This window comes from Polaribacter glomeratus, from assembly GCF_002954665.1.
Lineage (GTDB): Bacteria > Bacteroidota > Bacteroidia > Flavobacteriales > Flavobacteriaceae > Polaribacter > Polaribacter glomeratus.
In genome coordinates this window covers 1,793,652-1,811,323 of sequence record NZ_MSCM01000001.1, presented here as the reverse complement: position 1 = coordinate 1,811,323, position 17,672 = coordinate 1,793,652, and the positions used below count along the sequence as shown (strand labels likewise).

At 31.5% G+C, this 17,672-nt stretch carries 16 protein-coding genes and 1 pseudogene; 9 read left to right on the top strand and 8 right to left on the bottom strand.

All coding sequences use genetic code 11. The annotated features are described in order from the left end of the window. Positions 1-45: 45 nt before the first annotated feature. Genes rsfS through BTO16_RS07615 form a run of 7 tightly spaced genes read left to right on the top strand, consistent with a single transcriptional unit; the run spans position 46 to position 5,386 of the window. A complete protein-coding gene (gene rsfS / locus BTO16_RS07645) occupies positions 46-414 on the top strand; it encodes a ribosome silencing factor (RefSeq protein ID WP_105021017.1) in 369 nt (122 codons plus the stop codon). Positions 415-435: 21 nt separating this feature from the next. Next, positions 436-2,415: an ATP-dependent zinc metalloprotease FtsH gene (gene ftsH / locus BTO16_RS07640; protein ID WP_105021016.1), complete on the top strand. Its 1,980-nt coding sequence runs from the start codon at positions 436-438 to the stop codon at positions 2,413-2,415. 7 nt (positions 2,416-2,422) lie between these two features. Then, a complete protein-coding gene (locus tag BTO16_RS07635) occupies positions 2,423-3,007 on the top strand; it encodes an LUD domain-containing protein (RefSeq protein WP_105021015.1) in 585 nt (194 codons plus the stop codon). A gap of 1 nt (position 3,008) precedes the next feature. Further along, positions 3,009-3,803, top strand: a complete 795-nt coding sequence (locus BTO16_RS07630; RefSeq protein ID WP_105021014.1) for a phosphatidate cytidylyltransferase — start codon at positions 3,009-3,011, stop codon at positions 3,801-3,803. A gap of 2 nt (positions 3,804-3,805) precedes the next feature. Continuing rightward, the gene (locus BTO16_RS07625) at positions 3,806-4,462 is read left to right on the top strand and encodes a phosphatidylserine decarboxylase family protein (protein WP_105021013.1); all 657 of its coding nucleotides are present in this window, start codon (positions 3,806-3,808) and stop codon (positions 4,460-4,462) included. Next, positions 4,437-4,709, top strand: coding sequence for an acyl-CoA-binding protein (locus tag BTO16_RS07620; RefSeq protein WP_105021012.1), 273 nt, complete (start codon positions 4,437-4,439; stop codon positions 4,707-4,709). The genes BTO16_RS07625 and BTO16_RS07620 overlap by 26 nt, the downstream gene beginning before the upstream one ends. A 32-nt stretch (positions 4,710-4,741) precedes the next feature. Next, positions 4,742-5,386, top strand: coding sequence for a YceI family protein (locus tag BTO16_RS07615; protein ID WP_105021011.1), 645 nt, complete (start codon positions 4,742-4,744; stop codon positions 5,384-5,386). A gap of 302 nt (positions 5,387-5,688) precedes the next feature. On the opposite strand, the gene BTO16_RS07610 is transcribed toward BTO16_RS07615, so the two are convergent. From BTO16_RS07610 to BTO16_RS07590, 5 genes are all read right to left on the bottom strand, one after another. After that, positions 5,689-6,633 (bottom strand): XdhC family protein, encoded by a 945-nt coding sequence (locus tag BTO16_RS07610; protein WP_105021010.1) that lies wholly within the window; start codon positions 6,631-6,633, stop codon positions 5,689-5,691. Further along, positions 6,630-7,133 (bottom strand): hypothetical protein, encoded by a 504-nt coding sequence (locus BTO16_RS07605; protein WP_105021009.1) that lies wholly within the window; start codon positions 7,131-7,133, stop codon positions 6,630-6,632. Before BTO16_RS07605 ends, BTO16_RS07610 begins: the two co-directional genes overlap by 4 nt. Next, complete coding sequence (locus tag BTO16_RS07600) at positions 7,123-9,375, bottom strand: xanthine dehydrogenase molybdopterin binding subunit (protein WP_105021008.1); 2,253 nt, start codon at positions 9,373-9,375, stop codon at positions 7,123-7,125. The genes BTO16_RS07605 and BTO16_RS07600 overlap by 11 nt, the downstream gene beginning before the upstream one ends. Next, positions 9,375-10,775 carry an FAD binding domain-containing protein gene (locus tag BTO16_RS07595; RefSeq protein ID WP_105021007.1) on the bottom strand — a complete coding sequence of 467 codons (1,401 nt, stop codon included), beginning with the start codon at positions 10,773-10,775 and terminating at the stop codon, positions 9,375-9,377. Before BTO16_RS07595 ends, BTO16_RS07600 begins: the two co-directional genes overlap by 1 nt. Positions 10,776-10,877: 102 nt before the next feature. After that, entirely contained in the window at positions 10,878-11,756 is an 879-nt protein-coding gene (locus BTO16_RS07590; RefSeq protein WP_105021006.1) for a TIGR01777 family oxidoreductase, read from the bottom strand. Positions 11,757-11,881: 125 nt separating this feature from the next. Between BTO16_RS07590 and BTO16_RS07585 the strand changes: the two genes are divergently transcribed. Then, positions 11,882-13,009: a vWA domain-containing protein gene (locus BTO16_RS07585; protein ID WP_105021005.1), complete on the top strand. Its 1,128-nt coding sequence runs from the start codon at positions 11,882-11,884 to the stop codon at positions 13,007-13,009. A gap of 90 nt (positions 13,010-13,099) precedes the next feature. Further along, complete coding sequence (locus BTO16_RS07580; protein ID WP_105021004.1) at positions 13,100-14,566, top strand: MoxR family ATPase; 1,467 nt, start codon at positions 13,100-13,102, stop codon at positions 14,564-14,566. Positions 14,567-14,677: 111 nt separating this feature from the next. On the opposite strand, the gene BTO16_RS07575 is transcribed toward BTO16_RS07580, so the two are convergent. The 3 genes and pseudogenes from BTO16_RS07575 to BTO16_RS07565 all read right to left on the bottom strand — a co-directional run bounded on the left by BTO16_RS07575 (position 14,678) and on the right by BTO16_RS07565 (position 17,632). Beyond that, positions 14,678-15,253, bottom strand: coding sequence for a YdeI/OmpD-associated family protein (locus tag BTO16_RS07575; RefSeq protein ID WP_105021003.1), 576 nt, complete (start codon positions 15,251-15,253; stop codon positions 14,678-14,680). A gap of 102 nt (positions 15,254-15,355) precedes the next feature. After that, entirely contained in the window at positions 15,356-15,949 is a 594-nt protein-coding gene (locus tag BTO16_RS07570) for a hypothetical protein (RefSeq protein WP_105021002.1), read from the bottom strand. A 359-nt stretch (positions 15,950-16,308) separates the two neighbouring features. Beyond that, positions 16,309-17,632, bottom strand: a pseudogene (locus BTO16_RS07565) (M28 family peptidase). Positions 17,633-17,672: the final 40 nt, after the last annotated feature.

Genomic DNA, 17,672 nt, shown 5'->3' with positions numbered 1-17,672 from the left:
CTCGCAAAAAAATAATAACTTTGCACTAAATTAGAAAAAATATTAATGGCAAAAAAGCAAGCAAGCATCGATGATTTAATCTCTGTGATTATTAAGGGGATAGATGATGTTAAGGGAGAAAATATTTTATTATTAGATTTAAGAGAAATAGAAAATACAGTTTGTGATTATTTTATAATCTGTTCTGGAAATTCTAATACACAAGTAAATGCAATTTCTGGTTCGGTTCAAAAAGTAGTTAGCAAAACACTTAAAGACAAACCTTGGCACATAGAAGGGCAAACAAATTCTGAGTGGATTTTAATGGATTACGTTCATGTAGTAGTGCACGTTTTTCAAAAACATGTTAGAGACTTTTATGATATTGAAGGCCTTTGGGGTGACGCAAAAATTACCGTAATAAATCCAGTTTAATCTTATTGATTTTATAAAAAAATGAGCGATTCAAATAAAGAGAATAAATCTAATTTACCTAAGTTTAAGTTTAGTTCGTACTGGATTTATGGTGCAATTTTTATTGTAATTATTGCAGTACAATTTTTTAGTAGCGGCGACTTGGCGTCTAAAAGTATTTCAAAAAATAAATTTGAAGAAATATTAAGAGACAATGATATCAAAGAAATCGTTGTTATTAATAAAGATGTTGCGCAGTTGTTTTTAACGGCAGAAGCTCTTAAAAAGACGAAACATGCTAAGCAAACTTCAACAACATTTTATAGACCAGGATCTCCTGTTTACGAATATAACTTTGGAGATTTAAGAACTTTTGAAGAAAATATTGCAACGATTAAAAAAGAGAATAATTTAATTGTTGATGTAGATAATAAAGAGAGCACAAGCATTTTTGATGCTATTCTTGGTTTTTTACCATTTATTATTTTAATCGCAGTTTGGTTATTTTTTATGAGAAGAATGTCTGGTGCCGGTGGTGGCGCAGGCGGTGGAGGTCAAATTTTTAGCATTGGTAAATCGAAAGCTAAATTATTTGATAAAGACACGAAAGTAAAAACTACGTTCGAAAATGTTGCTGGTTTAGAAGGAGCAAAAGAAGAAGTACAAGAAATTGTAGATTTTTTAAAGAACCCAGATAAATATACTTCGTTAGGAGGTAAAATTCCAAAAGGAGCTTTATTAGTAGGTCCTCCAGGAACAGGGAAAACCTTATTAGCAAAAGCAGTAGCTGGTGAAGCAGATGTTCCTTTTTTCTCTTTATCTGGTTCAGATTTTGTTGAAATGTTTGTGGGTGTTGGAGCTTCTAGAGTTCGAGATTTGTTTAAACAAGCCGCTCAAAAATCGCCGTCAATCATTTTTATTGATGAAATTGATGCAATTGGTAGAGCTCGTGGAAAAAATAACATGACAGGTGGTAATGACGAACGTGAAAACACATTAAACCAGTTATTAACCGAAATGGATGGTTTTGGAACCGATGTAAATGTTATTGTATTAGCTGCAACCAACAGAGCAGACGTTTTAGATAGTGCGTTAATGCGTGCAGGTCGTTTTGACAGACAGATTTATGTTGATTTACCAAATATTAACGAAAGAAAAGAAATTTTTGAAGTTCATATAAAACCATTAAAATTAGCAGATGATGTTAAAATAGGGTTTCTAGCGCAACAAACTCCAGGTTTTTCTGGTGCAGACATTGCAAATATGTGTAATGAAGCTGCTTTAATCGCCGCAAGAACAGGTAAAAAAGCAATTCATCACCAAGATTTTTTAGATGCTGTTGATAGAATTGTTGGTGGTTTAGAGAAGAAAAATAAAGTAATTACACCGAAAGAAAAGAAAGTAATTGCGTTTCACGAAGCGGGTCATGCAACTGTAAGTTGGATGTTAGAGCATGCTGCACCTTTAGTAAAGGTTACGATTGTGCCAAGAGGACAATCATTAGGAGCTGCTTGGTATTTGCCAGCAGAAAGAATGATTGTTCAAACAGAACAAATGTTGGATGAAATGTGTGCTACAATGGGAGGTAGAGCTGCAGAAAAAGTAATGTTTAATAAAATTTCTACAGGAGCTTTAAGCGATTTAGAAAAAGTAACGAAACAAGCTAGAGCAATGATTACTGTCTATGGTTTAAACGAGGAAGTTGGTAATATTACGTATTATGATTCATCGGGTAATGATGCTTTTGTAAAACCGTATAGCGAAGAAACTGGTAGAAAAATTGATAAAGAAATCTCTAAAATGATCGAGACACAATATCAAAGAGCTATTGATCTTTTAGAAAATAACAAAGAGAAGCTAACGTTATTAGCAGATTTGTTATTAGAAAAAGAAGTTATTTTTAAAGATGACTTACAAGAAATCTTTGGTAAGAGACCTTTTGGCGAAGCAGAAGAAGTAGAGCACGAAACAATCAAAGAAGTACTAGAAAAACCGGCAGTAGATAATACGCCTGAAGCATAATTTTTAAATGAATTTCTTTAAAAAGCTCTTTAATATCCAAACAGATGAGGATACAGAAACAGAAAAACAAGAGGTAAAATTATCTCTTGATGATTTGTTTGTACATAATTTTCTTAAAAAAGGAGGGAAGTTTTTGTATTGTGTAAATAAAGCAGAGGTTATTGATAATTTTAAAAAAGTGCTCTCAGAAAATAATTGGGATGAAATTTATTTGTTAAACGAAAGCTTAGCTTCTTTATTTAATAAGAATGAAGTTAAAATAATACACAAATTTAACGATAACACCCCAATACTTACTTCTTGCGAACATTTAATTGCAGATAACGGAGATATTCTCTTTTCGTCAAATCAATTAAAAAGTACAAGGTTAAGAGAGTTTTCTGACAACTTTATTGTGTATGCAACAACAAGTCAACTAGTTAAGGATACGGGTCAAGGTTTAACAGGTATTAAAACAAATAGGACAAAGAGTTTGCCTACTAATATCTCTGCTATAAAAAATTATATTATTGATAATAGTGATGATAATTTTTTAAACTATGGTAACAGTAATTCAAAAAACTTATATTTGTTGCTATTAGAAGATTTATAATATGCGCCACCTCTTAACAAGGAGTCTTTCTGGAATAATATATGTTTTAATATTTATATCTGCAATTCTATTGTCAAAGGAATCTTATATAGTATTAACTACAATTTTCGGGTTTTTATGTATTTGGGAATTCACAAAAATGGTAGCTTTAAAAAACTACGCAGCCTACATTTTTTATGCTTTCGTTTTATTTTTGATGATACAAAGGCAAAACAGCTATGCTACCGTTTTAGTTTTAGCAGTTACTATTGCTTCTTCTTTGTTTCTGATGTACCAATTATTTGCCAAAAAACAAATCACTTTTTTTAATGATAGAGCTAAGTTAGGCGTAACTATTAGATATGTAATATTTTCTATCTGCTTTTTGGTTTTGCTTCCTTTTTATAAAGGTAATTTCCATCCCTATTTAATGATTAGTGTTTTGTCTATTATTTGGATAAACGATTCATTTGCTTTTCTAGTTGGTAAAAATTTTGGAACACGTAAGTTGTTTCCGTCTGTATCACCAAAAAAAACTGTAGAAGGTTTTCTTGGAGGTTTAACTTTTGCACTTTTAACCGCTTTTTTAATCAGTAAATTTAATGTTGATTTTTCTTTGTTAAATTGGTTAATTATAGGACTCATTGTATCTGTAGTAGGTACAATAGGAGATTTAGTTGAATCAAAATTTAAAAGGCAAGCTAAAATTAAAGATAGTGGTAGCATAATGCCAGGACATGGAGGTATTTTAGATAGACTAGATAGCTTGTTGTTTGCTGCACCATTTGTATATTTGTATATTAACTTTATAATTTAAAAATGATTCGTTTTCATAAAGAAGGGTATAAGATTATTTCTGTAACTTTTATTATTGCAATTTCTGCAATTTTATTGGTAGAAAATTTTATTGATATTGCTTGGTTGGTAAAAACTATTCAAGTTATTATTTTAGGCTTTGTAGTTATTGTATTGCAATTTTTTAGAAATCCTAAAAGGTTTACCAATTTAAATGAAAATCAAATTATAGCACCCGTAGATGGTAAGGTTGTAGTTATTGAAGAAGTAGAGGAAACAGAATTTTTTAAAGATAAAAGAATTCAAGTGTCTATTTTTATGTCTCCTATAAATGTGCATGTTACAAGATACGCTATGAGTGGAGTTATAAAATATAGTAAATACCATCCAGGAAAATTTTTAGTTGCTTGGCATCCAAAGTCATCAACAGAAAATGAACGAACGACGGTGGTTATCGAAAATAAATCTATCGGTACTATATTATACAGACAGATTGCAGGTGCATTAGCTAAGAGAATTGTAAATTATGCTAAAGAAGGAGATAAAGTTGTGCAAGGTACAGATGCAGGTTTTATTAAGTTTGGTTCTAGGGTAGATATTTATTTACCATTAGGAACTAAGATCAATGTAAATTTAGGAGATAAAGTAAAAGGTGGTGTCCAAGTTATCGCAGAAAAATAAATCGGATTTAGATATCGAGTATAAAGCTGCTTTCGACAAAATTTCGAAGCTGAAAGAAGCTGTCGCTCCAGATATTATGCTAAAATTTTATGCTTATTATAAGCAAGCAAATTTTGGTAATAAATTTTCTTTTAACAGTGGTATAGATGTTAGAAGTGCATTTAAATTTAATGCATGGGTGCAATTAAATGGCATGTCTGCAGAAAAGGCAAAAAAAGAATACATAAAACTTGCCAAAGAATATTAAACAATTAAAAAGAATTTTAAATAACTATAATTATGAAAAAAATATTTATTATATCGTTTTTAGTGATTGCAACCGCATTTAACTTTACTGCATGTAAATCGGATGCTAAAAAAGAAGATGGCAAAACAGAATCAACAGAAGCATTAGAAGCTACTAGTAAAAGTAACGCACCTTTTGCGGTATCGAACGCCAATAATGAAATTAACTTTACAGCATATAAAACTACCGAAAAAATAGGTGTTGGTGGTCAATTTAATAAAGTAGATGTTATTTCGGGTGGTGAAGGTGCGAATGTAAAAGAAGCAATTAATAACACTGAATTTTCAATTCCTGTTAGCAGTCTTTTTACCAAAGATACTAGTAGAGATTACAAAATTAAAAAGTTCTTTTTTGGGATGATGGACAACACAAAGTTACTTTCTGGTAAATTAACGTTAACAGATGATGTAAGTGGAGTAGCAGAAATCAAAATGAACGGAATTAGTCAAAAAGTACCTTTTACATACACAATTGTAGACAAGACTTTTAATATGAAAGCTGTAATGGATGTTAATGATTGGAATGCATCAGCTGCATTAGCATCTTTAAATACTGTATGTTTAGATTTACACAGAGGTGCAGACGGCGTTTCTAAAACATGGAGTGAAGTTGCATTAAACATTACTTCTACGTTTTAAAATAATTACGACAGTTTAGTTTAAGTATAAAAAAAGGTAACAATTTTAAATTGTTACCTTTTTTCTATTCCAGACTAAAAGTCATTACGGCGATTATACCAATTTAAGTATACATTGACGCTAAAACAATTAAAGCTAACAATGTTACACTGAGCTGGTCGAAGTGTAGCCTAAGTTAACTAAAAAGTCTTCGACAAGCTCAGGCTGACATTCGGTAAGAGAATTGAAATTAGAATATAATTTACAGAAATTTTGACCCCTTATTTATAGTAACAGCAAGACATTAGAAAATTAAATTGGTATTAGTTATTTTTAAATTGAATGAGCTGTGCTGCAATGCTAATTGCTATTTCTTCGGGTGTTTCGCTTTTTATAGATAAACCAACAGGAGCGCGTATTTTATCTAATTCTTGTTGTGTAAAACCTTCTTTGAGTAATACGTGCCACATTGTTTTTAACTTTGCTTTACTTCCTAACACACCCACAAAATTATAGTTGTTTTTAATGAGTTTACGCAATACGAATAGATCATCAATATAGGTATTCGTCATAATAACAATATAAGTAGTGCTCTCTTTTTGAATATAAGTATTGATGAATTCATAGTTAATAATCTTTTTTTCACTTGCAAAACTATTAGCTACAAAGGTGTTTAGGTTTGGTCTATTGTCTAAAACAATTACATGAAAACCAAGTTGTATAAATGTTTTTGTTACCGCTAAACTTACATGGCCACCACCCACAATATAAAGGGTTTCTTTGTAGTTAATTTGCTCTTCAAAAAACCAATTTTCTAAAGCGTTTATCTCGTATTTAAATCTGCAATCGGCTGCTTTATCTGCAAATGAGAACGAAGTAGGGGAGAGCCTCAATATTCCTTGAGTATTCTTTTTAAGTGCAGTACTAATTGATTTTATATCAGCAATATTATTTTTATTTAAAGGATGAAAAACAACCGTTTGCTTGCCAGAACAAATCATACCAGAGCCATCTTTAATTTTTCCTTTGTGAATTTGTTTTTTTATAAATATGGAGGTCTTTTCTTCTTTTAAAAGCTGCAGACATTCTTCTACAAGGGTAAATTCCATAATACCACCACCAATAGAACCAAAGATAAAGCCATCTTTAGCAACCATCATTTTAAAACCTTTTCTACCAGGCGAACTTCCAGAATTTTCTATAACAGTAAGTAGATAAACGGTTTGATTATCTTGTAGTTTCGTTAAAATATGTTGCCAGATTTTCATTGAAAGATGGTTTCACTTAAAGCATAATAAATTGCCATAATTGCCGAGAAAATAGCACTTGCAATAAAGCGCCAGTCTAATTTTATTTTATTTTGGATGGTATAATTTGCGATAAAAGAAATAGGAATATTCACTAAAAACGAAATCCCTGCAATTTGTAATAAATTGAAATTTACGTCACTAAAATTACCTGAAAACAGTTTGATAAAGGCTAAATGTCTAAATATCCAAATAGGATTAAAATAAGCAATAGCCAATCCTGTCTTTGCTAAAGTCTTTTTTACACCAGATAAATTTGTGGTTTTCTTATCAATCCAACTAAAATAATTTGGTATTTCAAACGCATAAATAGTCGCACCTACGAGAATCATTCCTAGTAATCTAAATAGAGAAAATTCATCTAATAAAATTGCAGCAATACTATCACCAGCACTATAAATGAGTGCGCCTTTAAGGATGTTCTGTTTGGTAAACTGAAGTCTAATGTGGTTATTTTTCATACAATCCCATTACTACTTTTTCCGGAGTAAAAGGTGCATGGAACTTTATTTTATAGTTCGGGTTAAATTCCTTTACAGCTTGCTGAATGGCAAAATAAACACCAATTCCGTACATTAAAGGTGGTTCTCCAACAGCTTTTGATTTTCTAATAGCCATTTCATTTCCATCAGTTTCTAAAGGTATCGTTTCTATTGTTTTTGGGGATGAAAAGATATCAGGAATTTTATATGTCGATAATGAGTTTGACAATAACTTTCCTTCTTCACTGTATGAAATCTCCTCCATAGTCATCCAACCGATTCCTTGTACCAATGCGCCTTCAACTTGACCGGTATCAATACCAATATTCATCGATTTTCCAAAATCATGTACAATTTTTACATTTTCAATTTCATAAATTCCACGAATACAATCTACGGTAACCGTTGTAATTGCGGTTCCGTAAACGTGATATGCAAAAGGATGTCCTTTCTCTTTTGTTTTATCAAAGTTGATAATTGGTGTTGCATAATGTGCGTTTTCTGATAAGGAAACGCGTTCTAACATCGCTTGTGCAATTAATGCATTCCAAGTTAATTCTGATTTTTCTCTCTCAACAAAAATAAAATCCTTTTTAAAATGAATCTTTTCTTCGGATGAAAGCAGCATTTTAGCAGCAACTTTCGTTAACCTTTTAATTAACGAGTTACAAGCCATTTCAACAGCTTTTCCGTTTAAATCGGCAGTAGAACTTGCAGCAGAAGGCGATGTGTTTGCAACACGAGTTGTATTTGTAGTTTCAATTTTTAGTTTGTTTGCAGAAATGCCAAGAATATCTTGCGCAACTTGTAACATTTTTGTGTTTACACTTTGGCCCATTTCTACAGCACCAGTAGAAACGCCAACACTACCATCTTGATAAATATGAATTAATGCTCGGGCATGATTCATAGAGGTGTTTGTAAACGAAATACCAAATGCAATTGGCATTAAAGAAATTCCTTTTTTATATACTTGATTTTCTTTGTTAAAAACTTTAACTTCTTTTTGAAGTTTTTCTAACTCAAATTTTTCTTTAGCTGAAAACCATGTTTTCTTTGCTTGTACTTCTTTCGCTATTTGTCCGTAAGAAAATTCGTTATTCTCTTCTAATAAATTAGCTTCTTGTATTTTACTTTTATCAATTGCCAATGCATCTGCAGCTTTTGCAATCGCACTTTCAATCACAAACATTCCTTGCGGACCACCAAAACCTCTAAACGCTGTATTGGGCGGTAAATTAGTTTTACAGCTGTACACAGTCGTTTTTACATTAGGTATAAAATAACTGTTGGTTGCGTGGAATAAAGTTCTTTCTGCAATTGCTGGAGATAAATCTGCAGCAGCACCAGAATTTTGTAAAAACTCAGCTTCAAAAGCTTTAATTTTTAAGTCTTTAGTTAGTCCAATTTTAAAGGATGAAGCATATGGATGACGTTTTCCTGTCATTCGCATATCATCATGTCTGTTCAACATATACTTTACAGGTTTGTTTAAATGTTGCACGGCAACGGCTGCCATAACGGCCCAAGGTGTTGCTTGGTCTTCTTTACCACCAAAACCACCACCTAATCTAATTACGTCAACTTCAATTTTATGCATTGAAATTCCTAACACTCTGGCTGCAATTTTTTGCACTTGAGTGGGGCCTTGTGTAGAAGAAGTTATTTTAATAGATCCGTTTTCTTGCGGAACCACATAACAGCCTTGCGTTTCTAAATACAAATGTTCTTGTCCGTTAGAAAAAGTTTCTCCTTCAAAAACAAAATCGCAATTTGCAAAAGCAGTTGCTGTTTCACCAAGATTAAAAGAACGTGGTGCATTTATAAAACTTCCTTTTTCTTTTGCTTCTTTTGCAGTGGTAATTATTGGTAATTCTTCTATTTCTATGGTTATTAAAGCTCTTGCTTTTTTTGCAATTGCATCTGTTTTCGCAACAATAAATGCAATTGGTTGTCCCCAAAAGTGAACTTCATTTTCAGCCCATAAAGGTTCATCAGGAATGATACCGCCAATTTGGTTTTCGCCTAAAACATCTTTATACGTAAATATTCTTTCTACGCCTTCTAAAGCTTCTGCTTTGGTATAATCTACACTAATAATCTTTCCGTGTGCTTTTGGAGAATCAAAACACAAACCAATTAAGGCATCTTGCCTACAAATTAAATCATCAACAAAAAGCGATTCGCCACGAACGTGTGTAAAACTGTCTATATTTTTCATTAATGGATCAATTTTTTAAGTGCTACTTGGTTTGGAAATAACGTTATAAAATGGGCAAAGAACAATTGTTTTGCTAACATTCTTTTATAGGTTGCTGTGCCTCTTACGTCACTAATTGGTGAAATTTCTGATTGTAAAATTTCTTCAGCTTGCAGGATTGTTTCTGAGTTGATTGTTTTTCCTATTAAAAAAGCAGCTGTTTTATGTACATATTTTGGGATGGCTGCAACGCCACCAATAGAAAAGTGAACGGCACTAATTAGATTTTCTTTTACAGAAATACTAAAAGCAGTATTTACGGAAGCAATATCTAAATGCGTTCGCTTACTTACTTTTTCGAAATTAAAAAAGGAGTTATTTTTAAGTTTAGAAAAGGAAATCGATTTTAAAATTTCATCTTTCTGTAAGTCGTATTTTTTATAATCTTTATGAAACTCTTGAAAAGGAATTGATCTTTCTTTTCCGTTTTTATGCTGAATTAATAAGGTTGCGTTTAATGCTAAAAAGAAAATAGACATATCGCCAATTGGTGAAGCATTTACAAAATTACCACCTAAAGTACCCATATTTCTAATAGGTTCTGATGAAATAATTTTTAGAAATGATTTTAAACCTGTAATATTATTTCTGAAGTCCTCATTTTCTAGAAGTTCTGTAACAGTAGTATTTGCGCCAATTGTAAAAACATTATTTTTAAGATAAATTCCTTTTAAACTTGTATCATTTGCAATTAAGTGCACTTTTTCTTCGGATAATTTAGCTGCATTACGCACATACAAATCGGTGCCATTTGCGACAATTTGTCCATCTGAATTTAGTTTCTCTATTATTAACCCTTTTAATTTATCCGGAATTGTTTCAAAATAATCAGGTATAAAACCTTCTTTTATCAACCATTCAATTTGATGGTTTTTATCTTGTGTTTTTAGTTTCTCTTCAATTTCAAAACCAGCTTTTTCGATAGATTTATACCCTGTACACCTGCAAATATTACCGCTAATAGCGTCATTGCAAGAATTTAAAATTTTTGTATTGTCTAAAGCAAAACCAGTCATAGAAACCACAAAACCAGGTGTACAAAAGCCACATTGCGTTGCAAAATTAGTTGCCATCGCTTCTTGTACTGTATTTAGTTTTTTTGGAAGATTAATACCTTCTACAGTTACTACGTGTTTACCATTTGCATTTCCTAGTGGAGAAATACAAGAGGTTATATTTTGGTAACTAACTGTGCCGTTGTTTAAGGTGCCAATTAAAACAGTGCAAGCTCCACAGTCTCCTTCTCGGCAACCAATTTTAGTTCCTTTTAAGTGTTGATGTTCTCTAATGAAATCTGATAATGTGATTCCAGAGTTTTCATCCGTTTTAATAATTTTAGAATTGAGTATAAATTGTATCATGCGCAAGTAGCAAGATACAAAAATGTTACGAGATTAAAAGAAGCGGTTGCTTTAGTTTTTTTTCGTCGTCTAAATTTAAAAAAAAAGTGATCGTTATGGCATTTAATTAAAATCTTCCAATGCTTTTTTAAGTGTTGGAAATTTAAATTTAAAATTGGTGTCTGTAACTTTTTTTGCAGAAATTCTACTTCCCTCTAAAAGGATAATTGCCAATTCCCCAAATAAAAGTTTCAACATAAAAGCAGGAACACAAATTCCTATAAAAGGTCTTTTGATACTTTTAGCAAGTGCTTTAGAGAAAGAAACACTTGTATGATGTTCAGGCGCAGCTGCGTTAAAAACACCAATTAAACTCCCTTCAACGGCACTTATATATTGTTCGCATAAATCATCAATATGAATCCATGGTAAATATTGTTTTCCAGAACCTAAAGGAGAAATTATCGGAGTTTTCATTTTATCTAATGCTCCGCCTTTTTCGGCTAAAACAATTCCGGTTCTTAAAATAGTTACAGGAATGTTTTTTGTTGAAAATTGTTGTGCAGCTTGTTCCCATTTGATGCAAACATCCGCTAAAAAATCATTACCAGCTTTATCCGTTTCCTTAAAAATTTTATCCGAAGTAATAGCACCGTAAAAACCAACGCCAGATGCAGAAATAAAACCTTTGAGATCAATTTTTAATTCCTTTATTTTATCAAAAAGAAAGTTGGCAGATTGCACTCTACTATCAATAATTACTTTTTTTCTTTCTTCCGACCAACGTTCGTCTGCAATTCCGGCTCCTGCCAAATGAATAATATAATCAGAATTTTTGAGTGCCTTTTCATCCAATTCTTTGGTAGAAAGATCCCATTTAAATTCATTTTTACTTGAAGGATTTCTGCTTAAGATTACAACTTCATGATTTTTATCAACCAACATTTCTGTTAGCCTTTTGCCAACCAAACCTGTACCACCGGTGATTACTATTTTTGCCATAACGTAAATATAATTAATTTTTGTTCACTGTTTTTTAAATTTGATAAAACAAATCTATGTCAAGATATAATAAAGCAATGTGAATCTTTATTTTTACTGCTGATAAAGCTGTATTTTTATACTCGATGAAAAAAAATAATACTAAAAGAAAAGGATTTGTTTTTAAAACTTTTGAAGCAGAAAATCAATCTCCTTTTGATAAGTTATTCGAAATATTTAAAGAGCTCATTACCCACACCTCAGGTGATTTTGATGAAGCGATAGATTGGTTGCGTTCTTTAGATACGGAATATAAATTAACGGACGAAAATTATACGATTGATGATTTTGTAGAAGACTTAAAGAAGAAAGGATACATCAAAGAAGAAATAAAAGCAGATGGAACGGGTGGCACAAAAATTACGCCCAAAACGGAACGTGCAATTCGTCAGCAGGCATTAAATCATATTTTCGGAAAAATAAAACGAAGTGGTTCTGGAAATCATAAAAGTAAATCTCCGGGTTTAGGAGACGAACACACAGGTGATTTTAGAAATTATCAATTTGGCGATGCGTTAGACAAAGTTTCTATGACAGAAAGTTTAAAAAATGCCCAAATTAATAACGGAATTGACGACTTTAGGTTAACAGAAGATGATTTAGTTGTTGAAGAAACAATGCATAAAAGTCAGATGAGCACCGTGTTAATGATTGACATTAGTCATTCTATGATTTTATACGGCGAAGATAGAATAACGCCTGCAAAAAAAGTGGCGATGGCTTTGGCTGAATTAATTACAACAAGGTATCCAAAAGACACTTTAGATATTATTGTTTTTGGTAATGATTCTTGGGTAATAAAAATTAAAGATTTGCCGTATTTACAAGTTGGGCCTTATCACACAAACACAGTTGCTGGTTTGCAATTAGCGATGGATTTGTTAAGAAGAAAGAGAAATACGAACAAACAAATTTTTATGATTACCGATGGGAAACCAAGTTGTTTGCGTTTGCCAGACGGCCAATATTACAAAAACAGTAATGGCTTAGACAAATACATTGTAAACAAATGTTATGCAATGGCGCAACAAGCTAGAAAATTACACATCCCAATTACTACGTTTATGATTGCACAAGACCCTTATTTAATGCAATTTGTAAGCGCATTTACACAAGCAAATAAAGGAAAAGCATTTTATACAGGGCTAAAAGGTTTGGGTGAAATGATTTTTGAAGATTACGAAACAAATAGAAAGAAGAGAATTAAAGGATAAAAAAACTGCTTTTAGCTTTGGGCTATTAGCAGTTCTAAAAAACACGAGTACGTACTAAAGGCAAAAAGCCGATAGCAAAAAGCGATTTAAATGAATATAGAAAATATAAAAACATTAGGAGAATTAGTAGCATCAGGATATCAATCAAGATCGATTAAAGACGAATTGAGAGAAAATCTGATTCGTAAAATAAAGAATAAAGAGACCACTTTTGTAGGGATTCACGGGTATGAAAACACGGTAATTCCTGAATTAGAAAGAGCGATTTTAAGCAAACACAATATCAATTTATTAGGATTAAGAGGACAAGCAAAAACACGTTTGGCAAGATTGATGTTGAATTTGTTGGATGAATATATTCCGGTTGTAGTGGGATCAGAAATTAATGATGATCCTTTAAATCCGATTTCACGATTTGCAATTGAAATCATAAGAGAAAAAGGAAATGAAACTTTAATTTATTGGATGCACAGAAGTGAGCGTTTTGCAGAAAAACTAGCAACGCCAGATGTAACCGTTGCAGATATTATTGGGGATATTGACCCAATTAAAGCTGCAAATTTAAAACTGAGTTATGCAGATGATAGAGTGATTCATTATGGAATGATTCCCAGAGCAAACAGATGTATTTTTGTAATTAATGAATTGCCAGATTTACAAGCTAGAATTCAGGTTGCACTCTTTAATATTTTACAAGAAGGAGATATTCAAATAAGAGGTTTTAAATTGAGATTGCCTTTAGATATGCAGTTTTTATTTACTGCAAATCCAGAAGATTATACAAACAGAGGTAGTATTGTAACGCCTTTAAAAGACAGAATTGGCTCTCAAATTTTAACGCATTATCCAGAAGATATTGAGACTGCAAAAATAATTACGCAACAAGAAGCAAAGTTAGACAAGCGTCAAACTGAAACTATTTTTGTGCCAGAATTGGCAAAAGATTTGTTAGAGCAAATTGTTTTTGAAGCAAGAGAGAGTGAGTTTGTAGACGCTAAAAGTGGCGTAAGTGCTCGTCTGAGTATTACAGCTTTCGAAAACTTGTTAAGTACAGCAGAAAGAAGATTGTTAATTTCGGGTGATGAAAAAACGACGTTGCGTTTAAGTGATTTTGACGGAATTATTCCTGCAATTACAGGTAAAGTAGAATTGGTGTATGAAGGAGAGCAAGAAGGAGCAGCATTTGTAGCAAAAAGTTTAATAGGAAATGCAGTAAAAAGTTTGTTTCCTATTTATTTTCCTGAGATTAAAAAATTAGAAAAGCAAACAGCAGAATCGCCTTATGATGAGGTAATTTCTTGGTTTTTTAATACAGATTCAGACTTCGAAATTTTAGACGATTTAAACGAGGAAGCGTATAAGAGCTTATTAGATAAAATAGCTCCTTTAGAGGCTTTGCTAAGCGAGCATCAACCAAATACAAAAAAACAAGAAAGTTATTTTGTAAAAGAATTTGTATTGTGGGCTTTGGTAGAATTCAAAAAATTAAGCAAATATAGATTTGCGGAAGGCACTCAGTTTAAAGATCCTTATGGTAATTTTATAGACGGCTTGTAAGTTTAAATACCTAGAAAGTAAACGACTGCTATTCGTTTAAACTTCTTTATGGCTTAAAATTAAATACAGACCTCACTAATTTTTAAAATTTGTGGGGTTTCTTTTTGGTTTTTACCAGTTACTTCTAGATTTAATGTTTTGTTCACAAAAAGAAATGATTTCTATAATTCTTTGAACTCTGGTCGTTTCTCTTTTTGCTTGATTTAACCAATATAAATAACTCTTTCTGTAACTTGGAGCAAAGCTTTTGTAGTGCTCATAAGCCATTTTATTTTTATCAAACTCAGTTTGTAAATCTTCTGGAATAATTCCTTTTTCAACAGCATCTAACGCAGTCCAAGAACCATTTTGTTTGCCTATTTGTATAATTTTTAGACCGTTTTCATGGATTAAATTATTAGCAATTAATTGTTTAATATGTTTTTTGTTGACCGCACTCCAAACGCTTTTGGGGTTTCTTGGGCAAAAATATTGTCTACGTTTTCCATTTCCCAAACTTTTTACCGTAGCATCTATCCAACCAAAACAAAGAGCAACTTTTACAGCTTCTTCCCAGCGCATAGATTCCTCTTCATTTTCTACTTTGTAGAAGATTAGAAAAATTCCTTTTGATGAAACATGATTTTTTGATAACCAAATTCTCCATTCAACATCATTTTTAAAATAGAGTTCAGGTTTATTTTGCATTTGTTAAAGGTACAGGTTTTAAATAAAAATTGACACCTTAAAGCTTAAGGTGCCAATCAATAATTAACTAAATTCAAATAATTATAAATTAAAGTATAAATCTTAAAAGTTTATTACAAATAGATTTATACTGTTTTGTAAAGCTCTGTCAAGCTCAGTTTTTAGAGTTTTATTCATAAAATTATTGATATCCATGCCAATTTGAAACTCAGTTTCTCCCTTAAGCTTGTAAGCAATAATTAACTTATTTACATCGGTTGTATAGTTTTTATAAAAATTAATGTTTTTATCACCATTAAAATCTAGAGTATTTTGAAAGTCGACGATATCAATCTTTTTATCCTCTAAAATTTTTAAGATTACTTTATCTATAAAATCATTGTTATTTTTAATTGTTATAACATTACTAAGATTTAGTATGCTTTTTTGAGGAACTGTTTCTTTGACATCAAATAAACTTTGATCTTCATTGCTGTAAAAAGGGAATTTTCCTTCTGAATTATTTACTGGTTTTATTGTGTTTAAAGCCTGTAATTCTTCTTGTTTTTCTAAAGCGAAAAAATCATAAGTAGTTACATTATAGTGGTTTTCTTCAATATTGCTATAAAATGTTTTTTCTGAAAAAGGATTTGCATCTTTCTGAGAAAAAGATAAATTAACAATTAATACACAGGCAATTACTATTAGATTTTTCATAATTAGTAGTTTTATACTCAAATATAATAGTATTACTATTATTAAAGAAAATAAAGCTATTGATTTATCTTATATCTTAATTAGAGTAGTCTATAATAAATTGGAAATTAATAAATTATAATGAAGATTTTAAGCAAAGGGGTTTGTTTCTTTCGTCAGGCACTGTGATTGTAGAAAACGAAAGTTATACCTATTTTTTAATTTTACTAAAAATATTTTGGGCTCTTTAAAATTATTTTTATTCTAAAAATATTTAGGAACCTTATATTAAGAGCAAAAAAAACACCCAACTTTTAGGTTGAGTGTTTTTCCATTTCATTACTTCATTTTTTTTTGTGTTTCAAAATAGACAAATGAAACTACTCCGACTTCATAATTTTATTAGGGAAAACAACTACACTTTCATGCCCATTTTCTCCAACAGCGGCAACTCCAAAAAAGAAATTGTCAATTACAATGCCATCTAAAGTAAACATTGTAGATTCAACATATCTGCTATTATCCCAAGTAGGAGAAGTGGTATCTCTCCAATAAATTTTATATCCTTTTGCTCCATCAACTTTCGTCCATTTAAGTTTAACAGCTGCTTCAACAATTCCGCCAATTTCAACTTCTTTTGGCGATTTTGGAGCCCATGCTAAACCAGCCATACTTATTGCATTTACCGCTGTTAGCTTTTTTGCATACGGAAAATTAACATGTTCAAAAGTATCTCCATATTTGATGCCATTTTCTATCCTGATGCTGTTGCGTATAGTTTTCATGCGCTTCCATAATTCTAATACCCGCAAAACCTAAATCGTTAAAAGGTCTGTGATGTCCTCCACGTCCAAATCTATCTAATCTATAAATCATCATTGGGTTCATTTCGGGCATATACATTTTTACACTTTTATGAATATATCTTGCTAATTGACGCGAAATTCCGTCAACTTCACCGCCATAAAAACGACGCATTCTTCTCTCGTTTTCTGTTTCGTTTGCTGGCACAGGTTCAGAAAAAATTCTAAAAGATCTATTATCAATTACGCCATCAACACCCGTAATATTACCAATCATATCATTATTTAAAACGCCTATAATTTCCCAACCTTTTTCTTTGGCATATTTTGCGAGTCCTGCACCACCAAATAAGCCTTGTTCTTCGCCTGATAAACCAACATAGATAATGCTACTTTCAAATTTATATTTTGATAAAACTCTTGCAGCTTCAATAGTTCCTGCCATTCCTGAGGCATTGTCATTTGCACCAGGAGCATCCGTTGTAAAATCCATCGTATTACTTGCACGCGAATCTATATCGCCACTCATAATTACAAATCTGTTTGGATATTTTGTGCCTTTTTGAATAGCTACCACATTTACCACATAAGCATCATGAGGTACTCTATTACCCATTTCTTTTGTAACTAAATCTTTCTGATAAAAGACATTTATACAATTATTACAGCCTTTAGAAATGTTTTCGAATTCAGATTTTATCCAGCGTCTTGCAGCACCAATTCCGCGTGTGCTAGAAATAGTGTCAGAAAATGTGTTTCTTGTTCCAAATTCTGTCAGTATTTTTACATCTGCTTTAATTCTATCTGCCGAAATAGCATCAACAATATCATAAATTTTAGCGTCTGTTTGTGCAGATATTGTTGCTGATACTAAAAGTATAAAAAGAGTTATTTTATTCATTGTAAAAATATTTTCTATGAAGATACTGACTTTTTAAAAA